The sequence below is a fragment of the Streptomyces sp. SM18 genome, assembly GCF_002910775.2.
Taxonomy (GTDB): Bacteria; Actinomycetota; Actinomycetes; order Streptomycetales; family Streptomycetaceae; genus Streptomyces; species Streptomyces halstedii.
In genome coordinates this window covers 2,678,214-2,697,997 of sequence record NZ_CP029342.1, presented here as the reverse complement: position 1 = coordinate 2,697,997, position 19,784 = coordinate 2,678,214, and the positions used below count along the sequence as shown (strand labels likewise).

15 protein-coding genes are annotated in these 19,784 nt (G+C 71.5%); 14 read left to right on the top strand and 1 reads right to left on the bottom strand.

The annotated features are described in order from the left end of the window. From B9S64_RS11895 to B9S64_RS11860, 8 genes are all read left to right on the top strand, one after another. Nucleotides 1-2,205: a glycosyltransferase gene (locus B9S64_RS11895; RefSeq protein WP_103492697.1), complete on the top strand. Its 2,205-nt coding sequence runs from the start codon at nt 1-3 to the stop codon at nt 2,203-2,205. Further along, a complete protein-coding gene (locus B9S64_RS11890) occupies nt 2,202-3,476 on the top strand; it encodes an acyltransferase (protein WP_258037973.1) in 1,275 nt (424 codons plus the stop codon). Before B9S64_RS11895 ends, B9S64_RS11890 begins: the two co-directional genes overlap by 4 nt. A 268-nt stretch (nt 3,477-3,744) precedes the next feature. Beyond that, nucleotides 3,745-4,914: a uroporphyrinogen-III synthase gene (locus B9S64_RS11885; RefSeq protein WP_103492696.1), complete on the top strand. Its 1,170-nt coding sequence runs from the start codon at nt 3,745-3,747 to the stop codon at nt 4,912-4,914. Nucleotides 4,915-4,933: 19 nt separating this feature from the next. Further along, a complete protein-coding gene (locus B9S64_RS11880) occupies nt 4,934-5,497 on the top strand; it encodes a GNAT family N-acetyltransferase (protein WP_103492695.1) in 564 nt (187 codons plus the stop codon). Nucleotides 5,498-5,689: 192 nt separating this feature from the next. Beyond that, complete coding sequence (locus B9S64_RS11875) at nt 5,690-6,316, top strand: ABATE domain-containing protein (protein ID WP_103492694.1); 627 nt, start codon at nt 5,690-5,692, stop codon at nt 6,314-6,316. A 92-nt stretch (nt 6,317-6,408) separates the two neighbouring features. Continuing rightward, nucleotides 6,409-8,787: a UvrD-helicase domain-containing protein gene (locus B9S64_RS11870; RefSeq protein WP_103492693.1), complete on the top strand. Its 2,379-nt coding sequence runs from the start codon at nt 6,409-6,411 to the stop codon at nt 8,785-8,787. A gap of 580 nt (nt 8,788-9,367) precedes the next feature. Then, the gene (locus B9S64_RS11865) at nt 9,368-10,801 is read left to right on the top strand and encodes an NAD-dependent malic enzyme (protein WP_028442814.1); all 1,434 of its coding nucleotides are present in this window, start codon (nt 9,368-9,370) and stop codon (nt 10,799-10,801) included. 416 nt (nt 10,802-11,217) lie between these two features. Further along, nucleotides 11,218-11,499: an HU family DNA-binding protein gene (locus B9S64_RS11860; protein ID WP_003968811.1), complete on the top strand. Its 282-nt coding sequence runs from the start codon at nt 11,218-11,220 to the stop codon at nt 11,497-11,499. Between the two features lie 471 nt (nt 11,500-11,970). Here the strand turns inward: B9S64_RS11860 and murA are convergent, their stop codons facing one another. Further along, nucleotides 11,971-13,311, bottom strand: coding sequence for a UDP-N-acetylglucosamine 1-carboxyvinyltransferase (murA, locus tag B9S64_RS11855; RefSeq protein WP_103492692.1), 1,341 nt, complete (start codon nt 13,309-13,311; stop codon nt 11,971-11,973). Between the two features lie 297 nt (nt 13,312-13,608). On the opposite strand from murA, the gene B9S64_RS11850 reads away from it, so the two are divergent. The 6 genes from B9S64_RS11850 to B9S64_RS11825 all read left to right on the top strand — a co-directional run bounded on the left by B9S64_RS11850 (nt 13,609) and on the right by B9S64_RS11825 (nt 19,528). Next, complete coding sequence (locus B9S64_RS11850) at nt 13,609-14,217, top strand: YqgE/AlgH family protein (protein ID WP_181012396.1); 609 nt, start codon at nt 13,609-13,611, stop codon at nt 14,215-14,217. Between the two features lie 30 nt (nt 14,218-14,247). After that, nucleotides 14,248-14,544: a DUF3039 domain-containing protein gene (locus B9S64_RS11845; RefSeq protein ID WP_078552249.1), complete on the top strand. Its 297-nt coding sequence runs from the start codon at nt 14,248-14,250 to the stop codon at nt 14,542-14,544. Between the two features lie 209 nt (nt 14,545-14,753). Beyond that, nucleotides 14,754-16,058, top strand: coding sequence for an extracellular solute-binding protein (locus B9S64_RS11840; RefSeq protein ID WP_103492691.1), 1,305 nt, complete (start codon nt 14,754-14,756; stop codon nt 16,056-16,058). 2 nt (nt 16,059-16,060) lie between these two features. Continuing rightward, a complete protein-coding gene (locus B9S64_RS11835; RefSeq protein ID WP_109492039.1) occupies nt 16,061-17,038 on the top strand; it encodes a carbohydrate ABC transporter permease in 978 nt (325 codons plus the stop codon). After that, nucleotides 17,035-17,883 (top strand): carbohydrate ABC transporter permease, encoded by an 849-nt coding sequence (locus tag B9S64_RS11830; RefSeq protein WP_103492223.1) that lies wholly within the window; start codon nt 17,035-17,037, stop codon nt 17,881-17,883. The genes B9S64_RS11835 and B9S64_RS11830 overlap by 4 nt, the downstream gene beginning before the upstream one ends. A 1-nt stretch (nt 17,884) precedes the next feature. Continuing rightward, the gene (locus tag B9S64_RS11825; protein ID WP_103492224.1) at nt 17,885-19,528 is read left to right on the top strand and encodes a beta-N-acetylhexosaminidase; all 1,644 of its coding nucleotides are present in this window, start codon (nt 17,885-17,887) and stop codon (nt 19,526-19,528) included. The last annotated feature ends 256 nt before the right edge of the window (nt 19,529-19,784 follow it).

The window sequence follows — 19,784 nt, the reverse complement described above, 5'->3', positions numbered from 1 at the left end:
ATGACGTCCCCCGCCCCGCGGGGCAGGCACAACCCGAGGAAGAAGAAGCGGAGCGGCCCGCGCAGAATGCCGATGCGCTTCCTGCTCCCCTCGCTCCTGCTCGTGGCCCTGCTCGCCATGCTGATGCTGCGTGGCTACGTACACAGCGAGATCCTCGCGGACCACCGCGTCCAGCCGCCGGCCTCCACCAGCCAGGTACCCGACGAGGTACTCGACGGCGGCCCCGTCATCGACGCGCGGACGCCCGGCGAACCCGCCACGACGCTCCGCATACCCGACCACAAGATAGTCCTGACCTTCGACGACGGCCCGGACCCCGTCTGGACCCCGAAGGTCCTCGACAAGCTGAAGGAACACGACGCGCACGGCGTCTTCTTCGTCACCGGCACCATGGCCTCGCGCTATCCGGGCCTGGTCAAGCGCATGGTCGACGAGGGCCACGAGGTCGGGCTGCACACCTTCAACCACCCCGACCTCTCCTACCAGTCCACCAGCCGCATCGACTGGGAGCTGTCCCAGAACCAGCTGGTGCTGGCGGGCGCGGCCGGAATCCGCTCCTCCCTGTTCCGGCCCCCGTACTCCTCGTTCGCCGACGCCATGGACAACAAGTCCTGGCCGGTCACCCAGTACATAGGCAGCCGCGGCTACCTCACCGTCGTGAACAACACCGACAGCGAGGACTGGAAGCGCCCCGGCGTCCGGGCGATCATCGACCGCGCCACACCCCGGCACGGCAAGGGCGCCGTCATCCTGATGCACGACTCCGGCGGTGACCGGTCCCAGACCGTGCGCGCCCTGGACAGGTTCCTGCCGAAGATGCAGGACAAGGGGTACGAGTTCACCAGCCTCACCGCCGCCCTCGGCGCGCCCAGCGCGCACACCCAGGTCACCGGGGTCGAGCTGTGGAAGGGCAAGGCCTTCATCTTCGCCGTGGGCATCTCCGAGCACGTCACCGGCTTCCTGGTGGTCGGCCTGGCCGTCATCGGCGCCCTGGTGATCACCCGCTTCGGGCTGATGCTGCTGCTCTCCTTCCTGCACGCCCGTCGGGTCCGCCGCAAGGACTTCCGCTGGGGCGACCCCTTCACCCGCCCGGTGTCGGTCCTCGTACCGGCGTACAACGAGCGCAGGTGCATCGAGTCGACCGTGCGGTCGCTGGTGGCCAGTGACTACCCGATCGAGGTCGTCGTCATCGACGACGGCTCCACGGACGGTACGGCCGACGTCGTCGAGGCGATGGGCATCCCGAACGTCCGGGTCGTCCGCCAGCGCAACGGCGGCAAGCCCGCCGCCCTCAACAACGGCATCGCGCACGCCCGTTACGACATCGTCGTGATGATGGACGGTGACACCGTCTTCGAACCGTCCACCGTCCGCGAACTCGTGCAGCCCTTCGGGGACCCCCGCGTCGGCGCGGTCGCGGGCAACGCCAAGGTCGGCAACCGGGACTCGATGATCGGCGCCTGGCAGCACATCGAGTACGTGATGGGCTTCAACCTCGACCGCAGGATGTACGACGTCCTCGGCTGCATGCCCACCATCCCCGGTGCGGTCGGCGCCTTCCGCCGGGACGCGCTGGACCGGATCGGCGGCATGAGCGAGGACACCCTCGCCGAGGACACCGACGTCACGATGGCGCTGCACCGCGACGGCTGGCGCGTCGTCTATGCCGAGAACGCCCGCGCCTGGACCGAGGCCCCCGAGTCCGTGCAACAGCTCTGGTCACAGCGCTACCGCTGGTCGTACGGCACCATGCAGGCCATCTGGAAGCACCGCCGCGCGGTCGTCGAGCGGGGACCCTCGGGCCGCTTCGGCCGGGTCGGACTGCCGTTCGTCTCCCTGTTCATGGTGGTCGCCCCGCTGCTGGCCCCCCTGATCGACGTCTTCCTGCTGTACGGGCTGGTCTTCGGCCCGACCGGCAAGACCGTCACGGCGTGGTTCGGCGTCCTGCTGATCCAGGCGGTGTGCGCCGCGTACGCCTTCCGGCTGGACGGCGAACGCATGACCCATCTCATCTCCCTGCCGCTCCAGCAGGTCCTCTACCGGCAGCTCATGTACATGGTGCTGCTCCAGTCGTGGATCACCGCGCTCACCGGTGGCCGGCTGCGCTGGCAGAAGCTGCGCCGCACGGGCGTGGTGGAGGCACCCGGCGGGGCACCGGCCCGCCGCAAGGACACACCGCAGAAGGACCGGAGGCCGGTCGCATGACCTACCCGAACCAGGCCCGCCCGGACGGCTTCGGCCCGGACGTCACCGCGCCACTCCCCGGGGCACCGACCGTCCTCACGAAGCCGGAGGCGGCGGGAGCCACGGCGGACTCGACGGACGCGGCCCGGCCCGCCGCCCCTCCGGCGCGGCCCGGCCGTGACCGCTACCTCGACCTGCTCCGGGCCGTCGCGCTCGTCCGGGTCGTCTTCTTCCACCTCTTCGGGTGGGCCTGGCTGACCGTCCTCTTCCCGTCCATGGGCGTGATGTTCGCCCTGGCCGGTTCGCTGATGGCCCGTTCGCTGTCCCGCCCCGCCGGCAGCGTCATCCGCTCCCGGCTGCGCCGGCTGCTGCCGCCCATGTGGGCGTTCTCGCTCGTCGTCGTACCGGTCATGTTCGCGCTGAGCTGGAAGCCCGTCCGGGACGAGGGACTGTGGTGGTTCCTCAAGCTCGGCTGCTACCTCTTCCCGATCGGCTCCCCGCCGTACCCGGAGGAGAGCGGTTCGCCGGGCGGGCTGCTGGAGCTGACCTGGGCCGACCAGGCGGTGGGGCCGCTCTGGTACATCCGGGCGTACCTCTGGTTCGTGATCGCCTCTCCGCTGCTGCTCAAGGCGTTCCGCAGGCTGCCCTGGGTGACGATGCTCGCCCCGGTCGTCCTGACGGCGGTGATCGGTACGGATCTGGTGACCGTGCCCGGCATGCTCGGTGAGGGCCTCATCGACTTCGCCGTGTTCGGCGCCTGCTGGGTGCTCGGATTCGCCCACAACGACGGGCTGCTGAAGGAGGTGCCGCGCTATCTGGCGGTCTCCTCCGCCTCGATCGTCATGGGCTTCGGCCTGTGGTGGGCGTCCGGCCACCTCACCGAGGAGGGCTGGAACCTGGACGAGATTCCGCTGGCCCAGGCCACCTGGTCCCTGGGGTTCTGCGCGATCCTGCTGGTGTACGCGCCCTCCTGGCGGAAGCTGCCCGGCAGGCTCGCCGGATGGGACGGCCTGGTGACCCTGGCCAACAACCGGGCCGTGACGATCTACCTCTGGCACAACATCCTGCTGATGGCCGGAGCCCACCTCGTCGACCAGCTGTGGAACATCCCGTGGCTCGGCGACACGTTCGACACGTACATCGAGCAGTCGTACGACGCGCTGATCCTCATCGTGATCTGGCCGCTGATCGGGCTGGCGATCCTGTCGTTCGGCTGGGTCGAGGACGTGGCGGCCAAGCGGCGGCCACGGCTCTGGCCCAACGGGTCCGACAAGCGCCGCGCCACGGCCTGAGCGGTGCGGTGCCCCCGGGGGGTGCGGGCGTCCCGGAGCCCGGCCCCCGGGGCGCCACCCGGAGGTGTGAAGATGGCGATCCGGCGTCGACCGACGTAACGGGCGGGAAACACGGGCGAACCGAGGCTGTCACGCGGGGGCGGCAGTCTCGTTCCTCCGCACCATCGAAGCTGGGGCGTGCGCGCACGGCCCGCCGTACGCCCCGACGGGCGGCCGCGGCGGGGACCCGTACACGGCCCAGCGGGACGAGAGCCGGGTCATCACGCACATGCACGACGACGACGCACAGCACGGGCCCCTCGCGGGCTTCACGGTCGGGGTGACCGCGGCCCGTCGCGCCGAGGAGCTGGGGACCCTCCTCATGCGCCGGGGCGCCGCGGTCCTGCACGCGCCCGCGCTGCGGATCGTGCCGCTCGCGGACGACAGCGAACTCCGCGCCGCCACCGGGGAACTCCTCGGCAAGGTGCCCGACGTGGTGATCGCCACCACCGCCGTGGGGTTCCGCGGCTGGATCGAGGCGGCGGACGGCTGGGGCACCGGCGACCGGCTGCTGGAAGTGCTGCGCGGCGCCGAACTGCTCGCCCGGGGCCCCAAGGTCAAGGGCGCGATCCGGGGCGCCGGACTCACCGAGTCCTGGTCGCCGGCGTCGGAGTCCATGGCGGAGGTCCTGGAACGGCTGCTGGGTGAGGGCGTCGAGGGGCGCCGGATCGCCCTCCAGTTGCACGGCGAGCCCCTGCCCGGCTTCGTCGAGGCGCTCCGGGAGGCGGGCGCCGAGGTCGTCGGGGTCCCGGTCTACCGGTGGATGCCCCCGGAGGACATCGCCCCGCTCGACCGGATGCTGGACGTCACGGCCGCCCGGGGCCTGGACGCCCTGACCTTCACCAGCGCCCCCGCCGTCACCTCGTACCTGAACCGGGCCGAGGCGCGCGGCATGCTTCCGGAGGTACTGTCCGCGCTCGGCCACGACGTCCTCGTCGCCTGCGTCGGTCCGGTCACCGCGCAGCCGCTCCAGGACCGGGGCATCGACACCGTCCAGCCGGAGCGCTTCCGGCTCGGCCCGCTCGTCCACCTGCTCTGCGCCCGGCTGCCCGCCCGCGCACCGGCGCTGCCGGTCGCCGGGCACCTGGTAGAGATCCGTGGGCACGCCGTCCTGATCGACGGGGTGCCGCGCCCGGTGCCGCCGGCCGGCATGGCCCTGCTGCACGCCCTCGCCCGCCGTCCGGGCTGGGTCGTCTCCCGCGCCGAACTGCTGCGGGCCCTGCCGGGCAGCGGCACCGACGAGCACGCCGTGGAGACGGCGATGGCCCGGCTGCGTACGGCACTCGGGCTGTCCGGACTGGTCCGTACCGTCGTCAAGCGCGGCTACCGGCTCGCGCTGGACCCCACGGCCGGCACCGGGACCGGCACCCCGGCCGACGCCCCGTCATCTGACTCCTGACGGGCGTTACGGTCGGGGGATGACCGATCTGATCCACCCCCTGACCGCCGGCGTCCGGCTGAGGCCCGCGGCGCTCGACGACGCCCTCTCCTGCGCCGAGGCACTGACCCGCAGCCGCGCCTACATGAAGCGCTGGGAACCCGTACGGCCCGACGCCTTCTACACCGTCGAGGGCCAGGTAATGCGGCTGACCGGGCTGCTGGCGGAACAGGACGCGGGCCGCGCGATGCCCTGGGTGCTGGCCGACGAGGAGGACCGGGTCGTCGGGGCGATGACGCTCGCCTCGATCGAGCACGGCCCGTTCCGCAACGCCCGGCTCGGCTACTGGATCGACGTGGACCGGGCGGGCGAGGGCCTGGCCACGGCCGCGGTCGGCCGGGTCTGCGCGGACGCCCGGGACCGGCTCGGACTGCACCGCGTCGAGGCCGGCACGGTGGTCGACAACGCGGCCTCGCAGCGGGTGCTGGCGAAGTCCGGGTTCGAGGTCATCGGCACGGCGCCGCGCTACCTCCACATCGACGGGGCGTGGCGGGACCACCGTCTGTTCCAGCGGATCCTGCACGACGGCCCCCCGCGACACTGACCCCGTCACCGGACGCGGCCCGGACTTCCCGGTGACCCCGCAGGAGGGGTTCCGGGGTGGGGCGGGTACGGGCACTCTGGGGGTGGGATTCCCGTGGCCCATGGGTCCCACACCGATCGAGTACCTACCGAGTTCCCGGCCGAGCACCTGTGCGCGACGGCCCGCAGGCGATCCCAAGGCGGTGACAGGCTCATGGCAACGGGTGCGGGGGCGGGCGCGCGGGGCCGGCCGTTCGACTCCGGGCGGATCTGTCTGGACCTGGTGGCGACCGGGCCGGGGTCGCACGGCGGCCACGAGCGACTGGACCGCCCCGCCCGCCTCGCCGACTGGCTGGTGTCCTCGGGGCTGGTCCCCCGGGGCACCCCGCTCACGGTCGTGGACGAGACCTGGCCGGCCCGCTTCCGGGGGCTGCGCGCGGCCGTCGACCGGCTGATGACCGCCGAACTGGCGGGCCGCACGGCCGACGGCGCCCTGGCCGGGCTGAACGCCCTGGCCGCGGGCCCGCCCCCGGGACTGCGGGCGGTACGGGAGGGCGGCGTACTCGTACGCGTGCTGAGCGACGGCCCGGACTGCGAGAGGCTGCTGGCCGCGGTGGCCCGGGACGCGGTGGAACTGCTGACCGACCCGGTGGCCCGGGGCGCGCTCCGCCGCTGCGAGGGCGAGGCGTGCGGACGGCTGTACCTGGACAGCTCGCGCGGGCGGCGGCGCCGCTGGTGCTCCAGCGAGGTCTGCGGGAACCGTGAGCGGGTGGCCCGGCACCGCCGCCGGGCCAGGGAAGGCGAGGAGACACCGGACCCGCCCCGGGAGATCGACGCGTAACCGCAACCCGGCACCCCGGGTGGCAGGTGCGCGGCGGCCCTCCTTTCGCGTACGGTTGACGGCTGCCCAGTGCACGTCAGAAGGGGGCCCCGGTGGCCGCGCAGGATGCCGCTGTCGAGTCGTTGCGGGACCGGGAGACCGGTGTCGAGCAAGAACATCTGGACCGGGTCTACCACCGTCTTGAGGAGAAGATCGACGAGGCGGAATTCCTCATGCGGGACGCCGGACGACGGGCCCAGGTGGGCACGCCCGGCGCGCTCGCGGAACGGGACGCCCAGGTCTTCCGCGCCGGGGTCCACCTCAACCGGCTGAACAGCGAGTTCGAGGACTTCCTCTTCGGGCGCATCGACCTGCTGCTCGGCAAGGACGGCGAACGCGGCCCGGACGGCGCGTACACCTCGGTCGAGCCCGACGACGACGCCGTACGCGAGGACGGCACCGCCGACATCGCGGAGACCCTGCACATCGGCCGGATCGGCGTACTCGACTCCGACTACGCCCCCCTGGTCATCGACTGGCGCGCGCCGGCCGCCGCGCCGTTCTACCGCTCGACGCCGAAGGCCCCGGGACGGGTCGTACGCCGCCGGGTCATCCGCTCCAAGGGCCGCCGGGTCCTCGGCGTCGAGGACGACCTGATGCGTCCGGAGCTGACCGCGTACCTGGGGGGCGAGGAACTGCCCGTCATCGGTGACGGCGCCCTGATGGCCGCGCTGGGCCAGGCCCGCAGCCACACCATGCGCGACATCGTGGCCTCCATCCAGGCCGAACAGGACCTGGTGATCCGGGCCCCCGCCGCGTCCGTCACGGAGGTCTCCGGAGGCCCCGGGACCGGCAAGACCGCGGTGGCCCTGCACCGGGCCGCGTACCTGCTCTACCAGGACCGGCGGCGGTACGCGGGCGGCATCCTCGTCGTCTCGCCGACGCCGCTGCTCGTCGCGTACACCGAGGGGGTGCTGCCCTCGCTCGGGGAGGAGGGGCAGGTCGCGATCCGCGCGGTCGGCGCGCTGTCCGACGAGGCGGCGGGCGTCGAAGGGGCGACCACGTACGACGAGCCCGCCGTCGCCCGGATCAAGGGTTCCTCGCGGATGCTGCACGTCCTGCGCAAGGCGTCCCGGGGCGCCCTGGAGGAGCCCGCGCCCCGGAACACGTCCCAGGGCGGGCAGATGGCCTTCGGGGAGGCGGAGGGACCCGAGCGGGGCCGCGGCACCCCCGACAGGCTGCGGGTGGTCGCCTTCGGCGGCCGCGTCGAGCTGGAGGCGGACGAGCTCAAGCGCATCCGGCACAACGTCCTGGGCGGCAGCGCCCCGGTCAACCTGCTGCGCCCGCGCGCCCGCAAGCTCCTCCTGGACGCCCTGTGGAACAAGTCGTCCGGCCGGGGCCGCTACACCGACCCCGAACTGGTCGCGGAACTGCGGTCCTCCTTCGACGAGGACGTCTCGACCGAGGTCCCCTTCCTCACCTTCCTCGACGCCTGGTGGCCGGAGCTCACCCCGCGCCGCGTGCTGGCGGCGATGGCCGACGAGCGCAGGCTGTCCCGGTGGGCGCGCCGCATCCTCAACCAGGGCGAGGTGCGCCGGCTCGCCCGGTCGCTCAAGCGGCTGGACGCGGACGGCACGGGCCCCCTGTCCGTGCACGACGTGGCCCTCCTGGACGAGCTGCACACCCTGCTGGGCGCACCGCCCCGGCCGAAGAGGAAGCGCGAGCTGGACCCGCTCGACCACCTCACGGGGCTGGAGGAGCTGATGCCGCGGCGCGAGGAGACCCAGTGGGAGCGGGCCGAGCGGCTGGCGGCGGAGCGCACCGAGTACGCCCACGTCATCGTCGACGAGGCGCAGGACCTCACGCCCATGCAGTGGCGCATGGTCGGCCGCCGCGGCCGGCACGCCACCTGGACGATCGTGGGCGATCCGGCGCAGTCCTCCTGGTCCGACCCGGACGAGGCGGCCGCCGCCCGCGACGAGGCGCTCGGCAGCAGGCCCCGGCGCCGGTTCACGCTGACCGTGAACTACCGCAACCCGGCGGAGATCGCGGAGCTCGCGGCGAAGGTGCTGGCGCTGGCCATGCCCGGGATGGAGTCCCCCGAGGCGGTGCGTTCGACGGGTGTCCGTCCGCGCTTCGAGCCCGTACGGGACGGGGACCTCGCCGGGACCGTACGCGAGGAGGCGCGCAGGCTGCTCGCGGAGGTGGACGGCACCGTGGGCGTCGTGGTGGCCATGGACCGCCGTGCCGAGGCGCGGGGCTGGCTGGAGGAGCTCGGCGAGCGGGTGGTGGCGCTGGGCAGCCTGGAGGCGAAGGGCCTGGAGTACGACGCCACGGTGGTCGTCTCCCCGGCGGAGATCGCGGACGAGTCCCCGGCGGGCCTGCGGGTGCTGTACGTGGCGCTCACCCGGGCGACGCGGCAGCTCACCGTGGTGTCGGGGGAGCGGGACCTGCCGGACGAGGACGGCGTACCGGACCTGCTGAGGGACTGACGGGCGTCCCTGGCCGGCGTACGGGGCCCGCACGGCGTACGGGGCCCGCGGGCGTACCGGACCTGCTGAGGGGCTGATCGGAGCCCCCTGGCCGGAAGAGCCCGTGGACCCACGTCGGCCGAGGGGCCGGTGCGGGCGCGCGGCACGACGGCTCTCCGGGATCCGCCAGGGATTCGTGCGGGATCCGTCCGGCGCGCGGGAATCACTTCCCCGGGGTCTTTGTTAGCCTGGGTGTCGGCACCGGTTCGATCCAAGCCCCCGGGCCCAACCTTCGTCGCTTCGAGCGACCACTTGCCGCGAGGCGAGCATGGCGGGCCGGTGTCGTCCAACGTGAAAGACAGACCCGCGTCACCTGATGGTGGCGCGGGTCTGTTTTCGTTGACGAGGACATCTGCCCGATCCATGCGCCTGTGGGGGTTCCTTCCGTCCCCCAACTTCTCGTATGGTGGAAAAAAGTTTCCGAAAGGCGGCAGTCATTACCGGCTACCGGCCGGTAGGTGCGACGATCGGAGACGCGCGTCAACAGGGGCGTTCCCCCATCCGCGTGCGGCAATGAAGCGAAGAAAGTGAAGGACTCGCCATGGCAACGGCGCCCAGCGTCTCGTACTCGATGACGGTCAGGCTGGAGGTGCCCGCGAGCGGCACAGCGGTCTCCCAGCTCACCACGGCCGTGGAGTCCTCCGGCGGTTCGGTCACCGGCCTCGACGTGACCGCCTCCGGCCACGAGAAGCTGCGGATCGACGTCACCATCGCGGCCACCTCGACCGCCCACGCGGAGGAGATCGTCGAGGGTCTGCGGGGCATCGAGGGCGTCGTCCTCGGCAAGGTCTCCGACCGTACGTTCCTGATGCACCTCGGCGGCAAGATCGAGATGGCGTCCAAGCACCCCATCCGCAACCGCGACGACCTCTCGATGATCTACACCCCGGGTGTGGCCCGGGTCTGCATGGCCATCGCCGAGAACCCCGAGGACGCCCGCAGCCTCACCATCAAGCGCAACTCCGTCGCCGTCGTCACGGACGGCTCCGCCGTCCTCGGCCTCGGCAACATCGGCCCCAAGGCCGCGCTCCCCGTGATGGAGGGCAAGGCCGCCCTCTTCAAGCGGTTCGCGGGCATCGACGCCTGGCCGCTCTGCCTGGACACCCAGGACACCGACGCCATCGTCGACATCGTCAAGGCGATCGCCCCCGGCTTCGCGGGCATCAACCTGGAGGACATCTCGGCCCCCCGCTGCTTCGAGATCGAGGCACGGCTGCGCGAGGCCCTGGACATCCCCGTCTTCCACGACGACCAGCACGGCACCGCGATCGTCGTCCTGGCCTCCCTGACCAACGCCCTGCGCGTGGTCGGCAAGTCCATCGGTGACGTGCGCGTCGTCATGTCGGGCGCCGGAGCCGCCGGTACGGCCATCCTGAAGCTGCTCCTCGCCGCGGGCGTCAAGCACGCGGTCGTCGCGGACATCCACGGTGTGGTGCACGCCGGCCGTGAGGACCTGGTCGCCGCCGCCGACGACTCGCCGCTGCGCTGGATCGCGGACAACACCAACCCGGAGGGCGTCACCGGCACCCTCAAGCAGGCCGTCGTCGGCGCCGACGTCTTCATCGGCGTCTCCGCCCCCAACGTCCTGGACGGGGCCGACGTCTCCGCGATGGCGGAGGGCGCGATCGTGTTCGCGCTCGCGAACCCGGACCCCGAGGTGGACCCGGCGGTCGCCCGTGAGACGGCGGCGGTCGTGGCCACCGGGCGTTCCGACTTCCCGAACCAGATCAACAACGTCCTGGTCTTCCCGGGCGTCTTCCGGGGCCTGCTGGACGCGCAGTCCCGCACCGTCAACACGGAGATGATGCTGGCCGCCGCCCGTGCGCTCGCGGACGTCGTCGGTGAGGACGAGGTGAACGCGAACTACATCATCCCCTCGGTCTTCAACGACAAGGTCGCGGGCGCGGTCGCGGGAGCCGTGCGCGAGGCGGCGAAGGCCGCCGGGGTGGCCGAGGCCACGGCCGGCCCGGCGTAGGTCCTCCGCCCGCTCCGGGCACGGCCCGGAGCGGGCGTCCGGGCCCGCCCCCACGGCCCCTGAGGGCGGCGGACGACCGGACGTCCGGGGCTCGTGTCCGGCGCGTCGCGTGTCGCGGCGTCCCAAACGCCCCTTTAGGGTGGGCGGGCAGCGAGCCCCACAGGCCCGGCATCCGCTGCGGACCGCTTCACCGGGTCGACGGAACGTCACGGCGGGCATTCAGTGGCGCTTTTCGTGCGACGTCGAAGGGTTCCGGATCGGCGCCGGATTGGCGTTAGCGCCGCAGGTGGGGGCAGGATGCGTATTCGGGCGCGAGGGTCTGACATCAGACCCGGGTCCGGGGACTGTCAGAGGGCCCTGGCAGCATCGGCTTCGATCTCACGCCTCACAGGCAAGAAGAACACGGGAGTAACAACATGAACCGCAGTGAGCTGGTGGCCGCCCTGGCCGACCGTGCCGAGGTGACCCGCAAGGACGCCGACGCCGTTCTGGCCGCGCTCGCCGAGACCGTCGGCGAGATCGTCGCCAAGGGCGACGAGAAGGTCACCATCCCCGGCTTCCTGACCTTCGAGCGCACCCACCGTGCCGCTCGCACCGCTCGGAACCCGCAGACCGGCGACCCGATCAACATCCCGGCCGGCTACAGCGTGAAGGTCTCCGCGGGCTCGAAGCTCAAGGAAGCCGCCAAGGGCAAGTAAGCCCCCAAGGCATCAAGAAGGGCGGCCGTCCTCGACCGGGGCGGCCGCCCTTCGGCACACCCAGGTGCCCGGGACGGCACTCCCGGGCCTCTCCGGGCTTCTCGGGTGGATCCGGGCGGGGGAAGCCCAGGTCGCGGGCCCAGGGCCTCCCAGGCCGCTCCAGGCGGCCGCATGGCTCCCCGACGGCGCCGGGCCTCGGTCCCGTGCTCCCGCCGGACCGGGACCGGGACCGCCGGTGGCCCCTGTGGCGTCACCCGTTCGCCGTCCGCGCCCCCCTGCCCCCGCGCCTGCAGGCCGTTCCCGGGTGCCCGTGCCCGTGCCCGCTGTTTCCCGCGCGCCCGTCGTGCCGGTGCCCGTGACACGGCCGCCGCCCCGGTCCCTGAGGCGGGACCGGGGCGGCGGACGGGTGTGCGCGGGGCGCGCAATGCTGTGTGCGGCAGCACTGTGCGTACGCCGGGGCGCGCGGCGGTGTCAGACGAGCGAGCCGCCCGGCAGCTCCACCTTCGCGCCGAGCTTTTCGAGCTTGTCCATGAAGTTCTCGTAGCCCCGGTTGATCAGGTCGATGCCGTGCACCCGGGACGTCCCCTGGGCCGCCAGGGCGGCGATCAGGTACGAGAACCCGCCGCGCAGGTCCGGGATGACCAGATCCGCGCCCTGGAGCCTCGTGGGCCCGGACACGACCGCGGAGTGCAGGAAGTTCCGCTGCCCGAAGCGGCAGTCGGAGCCCCCGAGGCATTCACGGTAGAGCTGGATGTGCGCGCCCATCTGGTTGAGCGCCGAGGTGAAGCCGAGCCGCGACTCGTACACCGTCTCGTGGACGATCGAGAGCCCCGTGGCCTGCGTCAGGGCCACCACGAGAGGCTGCTGCCAGTCGGTCTGGAAGCCCGGGTGCACGTCCGTCTCCAGCGCGATGGCGTTCAGCGCGCCGCCGGGGTGCCAGAAGCGGATGCCCTCGTCGTCGATCCGGAAGGCGCCGCCGACCCTGCGGTAGGTGTTCAGAAAGGTCATCATCGAACGCTGCTGGGCGCCGCGTACGTAGATGTTGCCCTCGGTCGCCAGCGCGGCGGACGCCCAGGAGGCCGCCTCCAGGCGGTCCGGGATCGCCCGGTGGGTGTAGCCGTCGAGCCGGTCGACACCGGTGATCCGGATCGTCCGGTCGGTGTCCATGGAGATGATCGCGCCCATCTTCTGCAGCACGCAGATGAGGTCCTCGATCTCGGGCTCCACGGCCGCGTTGGACAGCTCGGTGACGCCCTCGGCCAGCACGGCCGTCAGGAGGACCTGCTCGGTGGAGCCCACCGACGGGTACGGCAGCCGGATCTTGGTGCCGCGCAGCCGCTGCGGGGCCTCCAGGTACTGGCCGTCCGCCCGCTTCTCGATGGTCGCGCCGAACTGCCGCAGCACCTCGAAGTGGAAGTCGATCGGCCGGCCGCCGATGTCACAGCCGCCGAGGCCCGGGATGAAAGCGTGGCCCAGGCGGTGCAGCAGGGGGCCGCAGAAGAGGATCGGGATGCGCGACGAGCCCGCGTGGGCATCGATGTCGGCGACGTTCGCGCTCTCGACGTGGGAGGGGTCGAGGATGAGTTCGCCCGGCTCGTCACCGGGGCGGACGGTCACCCCGTGCAGCTGGAGCAGCCCGCGTACCACCCGTACGTCACGGATGTCGGGCACGTTGCGGAGGCGGCTGGGCCCGCTGCCGAGCAGCGCGGCGACCATGGCCTTCGGCACCAGGTTCTTGGCGCCTCGGACGCGGATCTCGCCCTCCAGCGGGGTGCCGCCGTGGACAAGCAGGACATCGTCTGTGCCGGTCATGTATCTCGCGTTCCGGAGTGGTCGGGCAGGGGGCCATCGAAAAGGGTAATGGGCCCCTCCCCTTGTTCCCTAAGCCTCCGGGTGGCGTACGGGCGCCGTGGATCCGCCCCGGCACGCTCTGCTCGGAGGGGCTTGCGGAGGGTCACCGTCCGCCCGGTGGTACCGCGTGCCCCGGGGTGCGCGCTTCCCCTGCCCCGTGCGGTGCGTGGGTGCCCTGAGCTGCGTGTGATCTCCGGCACCGGCCGGGCGGGCGGACTCGGGCCCCACGGGAGGGGAAGATGCGGGATCATCTCTGCCATGACCGAGGTGTCCTCGCTCACAGGGCGGCTGCTCGTGGCCGCGCCCGCCCTGTCGGATCCGAACTTCGACCGCGCGGTGGTGCTGCTCCTCGACCACGACGAGGAGGGCTCCCTCGGTGTGGTCCTCAACCGGCCGACCCCGGTCGGCGTCGGCGACATCCTCGCGGCCTGGGCCGGCCGGACCGCCGCACCGGACGTGGTCTTCCAGGGCGGCCCGGTCTCCCTCGACTCGGCGCTGGGTGTGGCCGTGATGCCCGGGGACGAGGGCGCCGCACCGGGGTCCCGGCTCCGGCCCGGAGCCCCGCGCGGGGGAGCGCCCCTCGGCTGGCGCCGGGTGCACGGGGCGATCGGCCTGGTGGACCTGGAGATGCCCCCGGAGCTCCTGGCCCCGGCCCTCGGGGCGCTGCGGATCTTCGCGGGGTACGCGGGCTGGGGGCCCGGCCAGTTGGAGCGGGAGCTGTCGGAGGGCGCCTGGTACGTGGTCGAGTCGGAGCCCGGTGACGTGTCCTCGCCGCACCCGGAGAAGCTGTGGCGCGCGGTCCTGCGGCGCCAGCGGAGCGAGCTGGCGATGATCGCCACGTATCCGGACGACCCTTCGCTGAACTGATGCGCGGGGCTTTCAGTACGCTTGGGGTCCATGAGCACTCTTGAGCCCGAGCGCGGGGCAGGTACGGGGACCCTCGTAGAGCCGACGCCGCAGGTGTCGAACGGCGACGGCGACCACGAGCGCTACGCCCATTACGTCCAGAAGGACAAGATCATGGCGAGTGCCCTGGAGGGCACTCCCGTGGTGGCACTGTGCGGCAAGGTCTGGGTGCCGGGGCGCGACCCCAAGAAGTATCCGGTCTGTCCCATGTGCAAGGAGATCTACGAGTCCATGGGCGCCGGCGGCGACAAGGGCAAGGGCGGCGGCAAGGGCGACGGCAAGAAGTAGTCTCCGCCCCGGTGTTACGGAAGCTTCCGGAAAACACGGCCCCCGGGACGCGCGGACCAGCGCGTCCCGGGGGCCGTGTGCGTGCCCGCCGGTCACAGTGTGGTTGAGACCACTTGTCCACTTCGGGGCACACCCTTACTCTCCTGCCAGTTGTGCAGAACGAAACGCACGTTGCACATGCTGCAACGACCGATCGGTAAGGGTTCCGGATGAAGCTTTCTGCCCGAATTGCCGCGCCTGCCGCCGCCCTCGTGTTGGCGGGTCTCACCGCCACCGCGTGCGCGCCGGGGACCTCCGACACCGACGCCACGTCGGACGACAAGAGCGGCACGCTCCGCGTCTGGCTCTTCCAGGAGGTCGGCAACAAGCCCAAGGAGAAGGTCGTCGACGCGGCTGTCGCCGCCTTCGAGAAGTCCCACGACGGGGCGAAGGTCAAGATCGAGTACATACCGGTCGACACCCGCGCCGAGCGGATCAAGGCAGCCTTCAACGACCCGAAGAGCGCCCCCGACCTCATCGAGTACGGCAACACCGACACCGCCGGATACGTGAAGGACGGCGGACTCGCCGACATCAGCGACGCGTTCGCCGCCTGGGACGAGGCCAAGGACACCGACCCGGCGGCCAAGCAGTCCGTGACGGTCGGCGGCAAGGTCTACGGCGCCCCGCTCTTCGTCGGCGTGCGGGCCCTGTACTACCGCACCGACGTCTTCGAGGACCTGGGCATCGAACCGCCCAAGTCGCAGGACGAGCTGATCGCCACCGCGAAGAAGGTCCACAAGGAGAAGCCGGACCTCTACGGCCTCGCGGTCGGCGGCGCCTACACCTACGGCGCGATGCCCTTCATCTGGGCGCACGGCGGCGAACTCGCCGACGAGACCGGGGTGACCTACGAGGCGGCCATCAACAGCGAGAAGGCCCGCAAGGGCATCGCGGCCTACACCTCGCTCTTCGGCGACGACAACTGCCCCGCCGCCAAGTGCGCGGCCATGGGCGGCAACGCCACCGTCACCGCCTTCGCCTCGGGCAAGGCGGCCATGGCGATCGGCGGCGACTTCAGCCACGCCGCCGTCGAGGAGGGCTCCGTCAAGGGCAAGTACGCGGTCGTCCCGCTGCCCGGCGTGGAGAAGGGCTCGATCGCCCCGGCGTTCGCGGGCGGCAACAACATCGGTGTGCTCAAGAGCAGCGCGCACCGCACCCTGGCCGTCGATCTGATGAAGCAGCTCACCGGCAAGAAGACCCAGGCCGAGATGTTCGACGCGATGGGCTTCCTGCCGACCTACACCGACGTGCGGGACACGGTCGCGAAGAAGGAGCCCTTCGTCGAGCCGTTCGTCAACACCCTCGGCGCGGGCGCCAAGTTCGTCCCGGCGTCCCCGGCCTGGGGCCAGATCGACGCCTCGCTGATCCTTCCGACGATGTTCCAGGAGATCGCCAGCGGCCGTAAGGACGTCGCCGCGGCCTCCGACGACGCGGCGAAGAAGATGGACGCGGCGTTCGCCGACGCGGGCTGACGATGACCGCGAACACAACGGCGTACAAGGCCCCCGAGACGACCGGGGCGGGCGGGGCGGGCGGCACGCCGGCCCGCCCGCCCCGGCGCCGGGGGTCGCCCCTCCGGCGCTCGGGCTGGACCCCCTGGCTCTATCTGCTGCCCGCCCTGGTCACGCTCGGCGGCCTCCTCGTCTACCCGATCTACCAACTGGGCCTGATCTCCTTCCTGGAGTACACCCAGGCACAGGTCAGCGGCGGCGAACCGACCACCTTCGTGGGTTTCGACAACTACGCGGACCTCCTCGGGGACAGTCAGTTCTGGCAGGTGCTGCTGGCCACGGTGGTCTTCGCGGCCACCTGTGTGCTGGCCACCCTGTTCGTCGGCTGCGCCCTGGCCGTCCTGCTGACCCGCGTCCGGGCCCTGCCCCGGCTCGTCCTGATGATGGCGGCGCTGGGCGCCTGGGCGACCCCGGCGATCACCGGCTCGACCGTCTGGGTCTTCCTCTTCGACCCGGACTTCGGCCCCGTCAACAAGGTGCTCGGCCTCGGCGACTTCTCCTGGACGTACGGGCGGTACAGCGCCTTCGCCCTGGTCCTGCTCGAAGTGCTCTGGTGCTCGTTCCCGTTCGTGATGGTGACCGTCTACGCGGGCATCCGCGCCATCCCCACCGAGGTGCTGGAGGCGGCCTCGCTGGACGGTGCCTCGCAGTGGCGGATCTGGCGGTCGGTCATGGCACCGATGCTGCGGCCGATCCTGATCGTCGTCACCATCCAGTCGATCATCTGGGACTTCAAGGTCTTCACCCAGATCTACGTCATGACCAACGGCGGAGGCATCGCCGGCCAGAACCTGGTGCTCAACGTGTACGCGTACCAGAAGGCGTTCGCGTCCTCGCAGTACAGCCTCGGCTCGGCCATCGGCGTCGTGATGCTGGTGATCCTGCTGGCCGTGACGCTGGTCTATCTGCGCCTGGTGCGACGCCAGGGGGAGGAACTGTGAGCACACGCACACCGCTGCGCGTCCGCCGGCCCGGCAGGCTGGCGGCGGAGGCGGCCGCACTCGTCATCGCCGCCGCGGTCGCCTTCCCGCTGTACTGGATGGTGCTCTCCGCGTTCAAACCGGCCGGTGAGATCCAGTCCACCGAGGCCCGGCCCTGGACCCTGGCACCGTCGCTCGACTCGTTCCGGCGGGTCTTCGAACAACAGGACTTCGGGCGCTATTTCCTCAACAGCCTGACCGTCGCCGGAACCGTCGTCATCGCCTCCGCGCTGATCGCGTTTCTCGCCGCGACGGCCGTGACCCGGTTCCGCTTCAGATTCCGCACCACCCTGCTGATCATGTTCCTGGTGGCCCAGATGGTGCCGGTCGAGGCCCTCACCATCCCGCTGTTCTTCCTCATGCGGGACTTCGGCCAGCTGAACACCCTGGGATCGCTGATCCTGCCCCATCTGGCCTTCTCGCTGCCGTTCGCGATCTGGATGCTGCGCGGCTTCGTCAAGGCCGTCCCGGAAGCGCTGGAGGAGGCCGCCTACATCGACGGGGCGAGCCGCACCCGCTTCCTGTGGCAGATCCTCTTCCCGCTCGTCTTCCCGGGGCTCGTGGCGACCAGCGTCTTCTCCTTCATCTCGACCTGGAACGACTTCCTGTTCGCCAAGTCGTTCATCATCAGCGACACCTCCCAGTCGACGCTTCCCATGGCGCTGCTGGTCTTCTTCAAACCCGACGAGAACGACTGGGGAGGGATCATGGCGGCCTCGACGGTGATGACCATTCCCGTCCTGGTCTTCTTCGTACTCGTACAGCGCCGTCTGGTCTCCGGACTGGGCGGAGCGGTAAAGGACTGACGTGGACAACCTTGTTCCGGCGCCCGTGCGCGTCGACGGAAACGACCAGGGGACCGGATTCCTCCCGGACCACTCCACCACCCTCCTCGCGGGGCCGGGCACCGGGACGGCCGAGCGCTGGCTCCGGTCCTCCCTCGGCGCCTCCCTCGGACTGCCCCTCGCGCCCGCGCGCCCCGGGGACGAGGCCACCGGCAACACCGTCGAACTGCGCGTGGACCCGGCCCTCGCCCCCGAGGCCTACCAGCTCACGGTGGCCCCCGAGACGGGTGTGCGGATCACCGGAGGGGACCCCGCCGGGGTGTTCTGGGGGGCGCAGACCCTCCGCCAGCTCCTGGGACCCGAGGCGTTCCGGCGGGCGCCCGTCGCCTCCGGTCCGGTCCGGCCCGTCCCCTTCCTGGAGATCGAGGACGCCCCGCGCTTCGGCTGGCGCGGCATGATGCTCGACGTGGCACGGCACTTCATGAGCAAGGACGACGTCCTGCGCTACCTCGATCTGCTCGCCGCCCACAAACTCAACGTCTTCCACTTCCACCTCACCGACGACCAGGGCTGGCGCGTCGAGATCAAGCGCCACCCCCGGCTCACCGAGACCGCCTCCTGGCGTGCCCGCAGCAAATACGGCCACCGCGCCTCCGAACTCTGGGACGAGACCCCGCACGGCGGCTTCTACACCCAGGACGACATCCGCGAAATCGTCGCCTACGCCGCCGCGCGGCATATCCGGGTCGTCCCCGAAATCGACATCCCGGGGCACTCGCAGGCGGCCATCAGCGCGTATCCCGAACTCGGCAACACCGACGTCATCGACACCACCACCCTTTCCGTGTGGGACACCTGGGGCATCAACCCGAACGTACTCGCCCCCACTGACACCACCCTGCGTTTCTTCGAAGGGGTCTTCGAGGAGCTGCTCGAACTCTTCCCCGCCGACACCTCGCCGTTCATCCATATCGGTGGAGACGAATGCCTCAAGGACCAGTGGAAGGTGTCACCGGCCGCACAGGCCCGGATCGCCGAACTCGGCCTGAGTGACGAGGACGAGCTCCAGTCCTGGTTCATCCGGCACTTCGACACCTGGCTGACCGCCCGGGGACGCCGTCTCATCGGCTGGGACGAAATCCTCGAAGGCGGGCTCGCCGAAGGCGCCGCGATCTCCTCGTGGCGCGGTTACGCGGGCGGGGTCGCCGCGGCCGAGGCCGGGCACGACGTCGTGATGTGCCCCGAGCAGCAGGTCTATCTGGACCACCGCCAGGACGGCGGGCCCGACGAGCCGATGCCCATCGGATACGTACGCACCCTGGAGGACGTCTACCGCTTCGAGCCCGTCCCCCCGCAGCTCTCCGAGGAGGCGGCCGCCCACGTCATCGGCACCCAGGCCAACGTCTGGACCGAGGTCATGCAGAACCGGGCCCGCGTCGACTACCAGGTCTTCCCGCGCCTCGCCGCCCTCGCCGAGGTCGCCTGGTCGCCGCTCCCGGCCCCGGACGAGCGGGACTTCGCCGGTTTCGAACGCCGGATGAGCGAGCACTACGCGCGGCTCGACGCCCTGGGTGTCGACTACCGGCCGCCCGGCGGCCCGCTCCCGTGGCAACGGCGGCCCGGCATCCTGGGTCGCCCGATCGAGGGACCGCCTCCGCACGTGTGAGACCCGGCCCCTTCCCGGGGCGCCCGTCGCCTTCCCGCGGTACGTGAACCGAATAAGTCGTACGAACTCGCTGAAGAGCGGCAATTCGTACGGTGCCCGGCGCACCTCCGAAAGGTGATTTACCTTCAGGTCGGGGGCGGACGTGTCCTTCGCGGACCCTCGCGTCGGTCCGTCCCGAAGATGTGCCAGAGTTGCCACGTCCCGGCCGTGAGCACGTACCGTACGGCGGACAGGCGGGACTGCCGGGACACCGGGA

Bases quoted from the DNA above. Each gene is read 5' to 3' on its own strand.
- B9S64_RS11895 (WP_103492697.1), top strand. From the start codon at position 1: ATGACGTCCCCCGCCCCGCGGGGCAGGCACAACCCGAGGAAGAAGAAG.
- B9S64_RS11890 (WP_258037973.1), top strand. From the start codon at position 2,202: ATGACCTACCCGAACCAGGCCCGCCCGGACGGCTTCGGCCCGGACGTC.
- B9S64_RS11885 (WP_103492696.1), top strand. From the start codon at position 3,745: ATGCACGACGACGACGCACAGCACGGGCCCCTCGCGGGCTTCACGGTC.
- B9S64_RS11880 (WP_103492695.1), top strand. From the start codon at position 4,934: ATGACCGATCTGATCCACCCCCTGACCGCCGGCGTCCGGCTGAGGCCC.
- B9S64_RS11875 (WP_103492694.1), top strand. From the start codon at position 5,690: ATGGCAACGGGTGCGGGGGCGGGCGCGCGGGGCCGGCCGTTCGACTCC.
- B9S64_RS11865 (WP_028442814.1), top strand. From the start codon at position 9,368: ATGGCAACGGCGCCCAGCGTCTCGTACTCGATGACGGTCAGGCTGGAG.
- B9S64_RS11860 (WP_003968811.1), top strand. From the start codon at position 11,218: ATGAACCGCAGTGAGCTGGTGGCCGCCCTGGCCGACCGTGCCGAGGTG.
- murA (WP_103492692.1), bottom strand. From the start codon at position 13,311: ATGACCGGCACAGACGATGTCCTGCTTGTCCACGGCGGCACCCCGCTG.
- B9S64_RS11850 (WP_181012396.1), top strand. From the start codon at position 13,609: ATGACCGAGGTGTCCTCGCTCACAGGGCGGCTGCTCGTGGCCGCGCCC.
- B9S64_RS11845 (WP_078552249.1), top strand. From the start codon at position 14,248: ATGAGCACTCTTGAGCCCGAGCGCGGGGCAGGTACGGGGACCCTCGTA.
- B9S64_RS11840 (WP_103492691.1), top strand. From the start codon at position 14,754: ATGAAGCTTTCTGCCCGAATTGCCGCGCCTGCCGCCGCCCTCGTGTTG.
- B9S64_RS11835 (WP_109492039.1), top strand. From the start codon at position 16,061: ATGACCGCGAACACAACGGCGTACAAGGCCCCCGAGACGACCGGGGCG.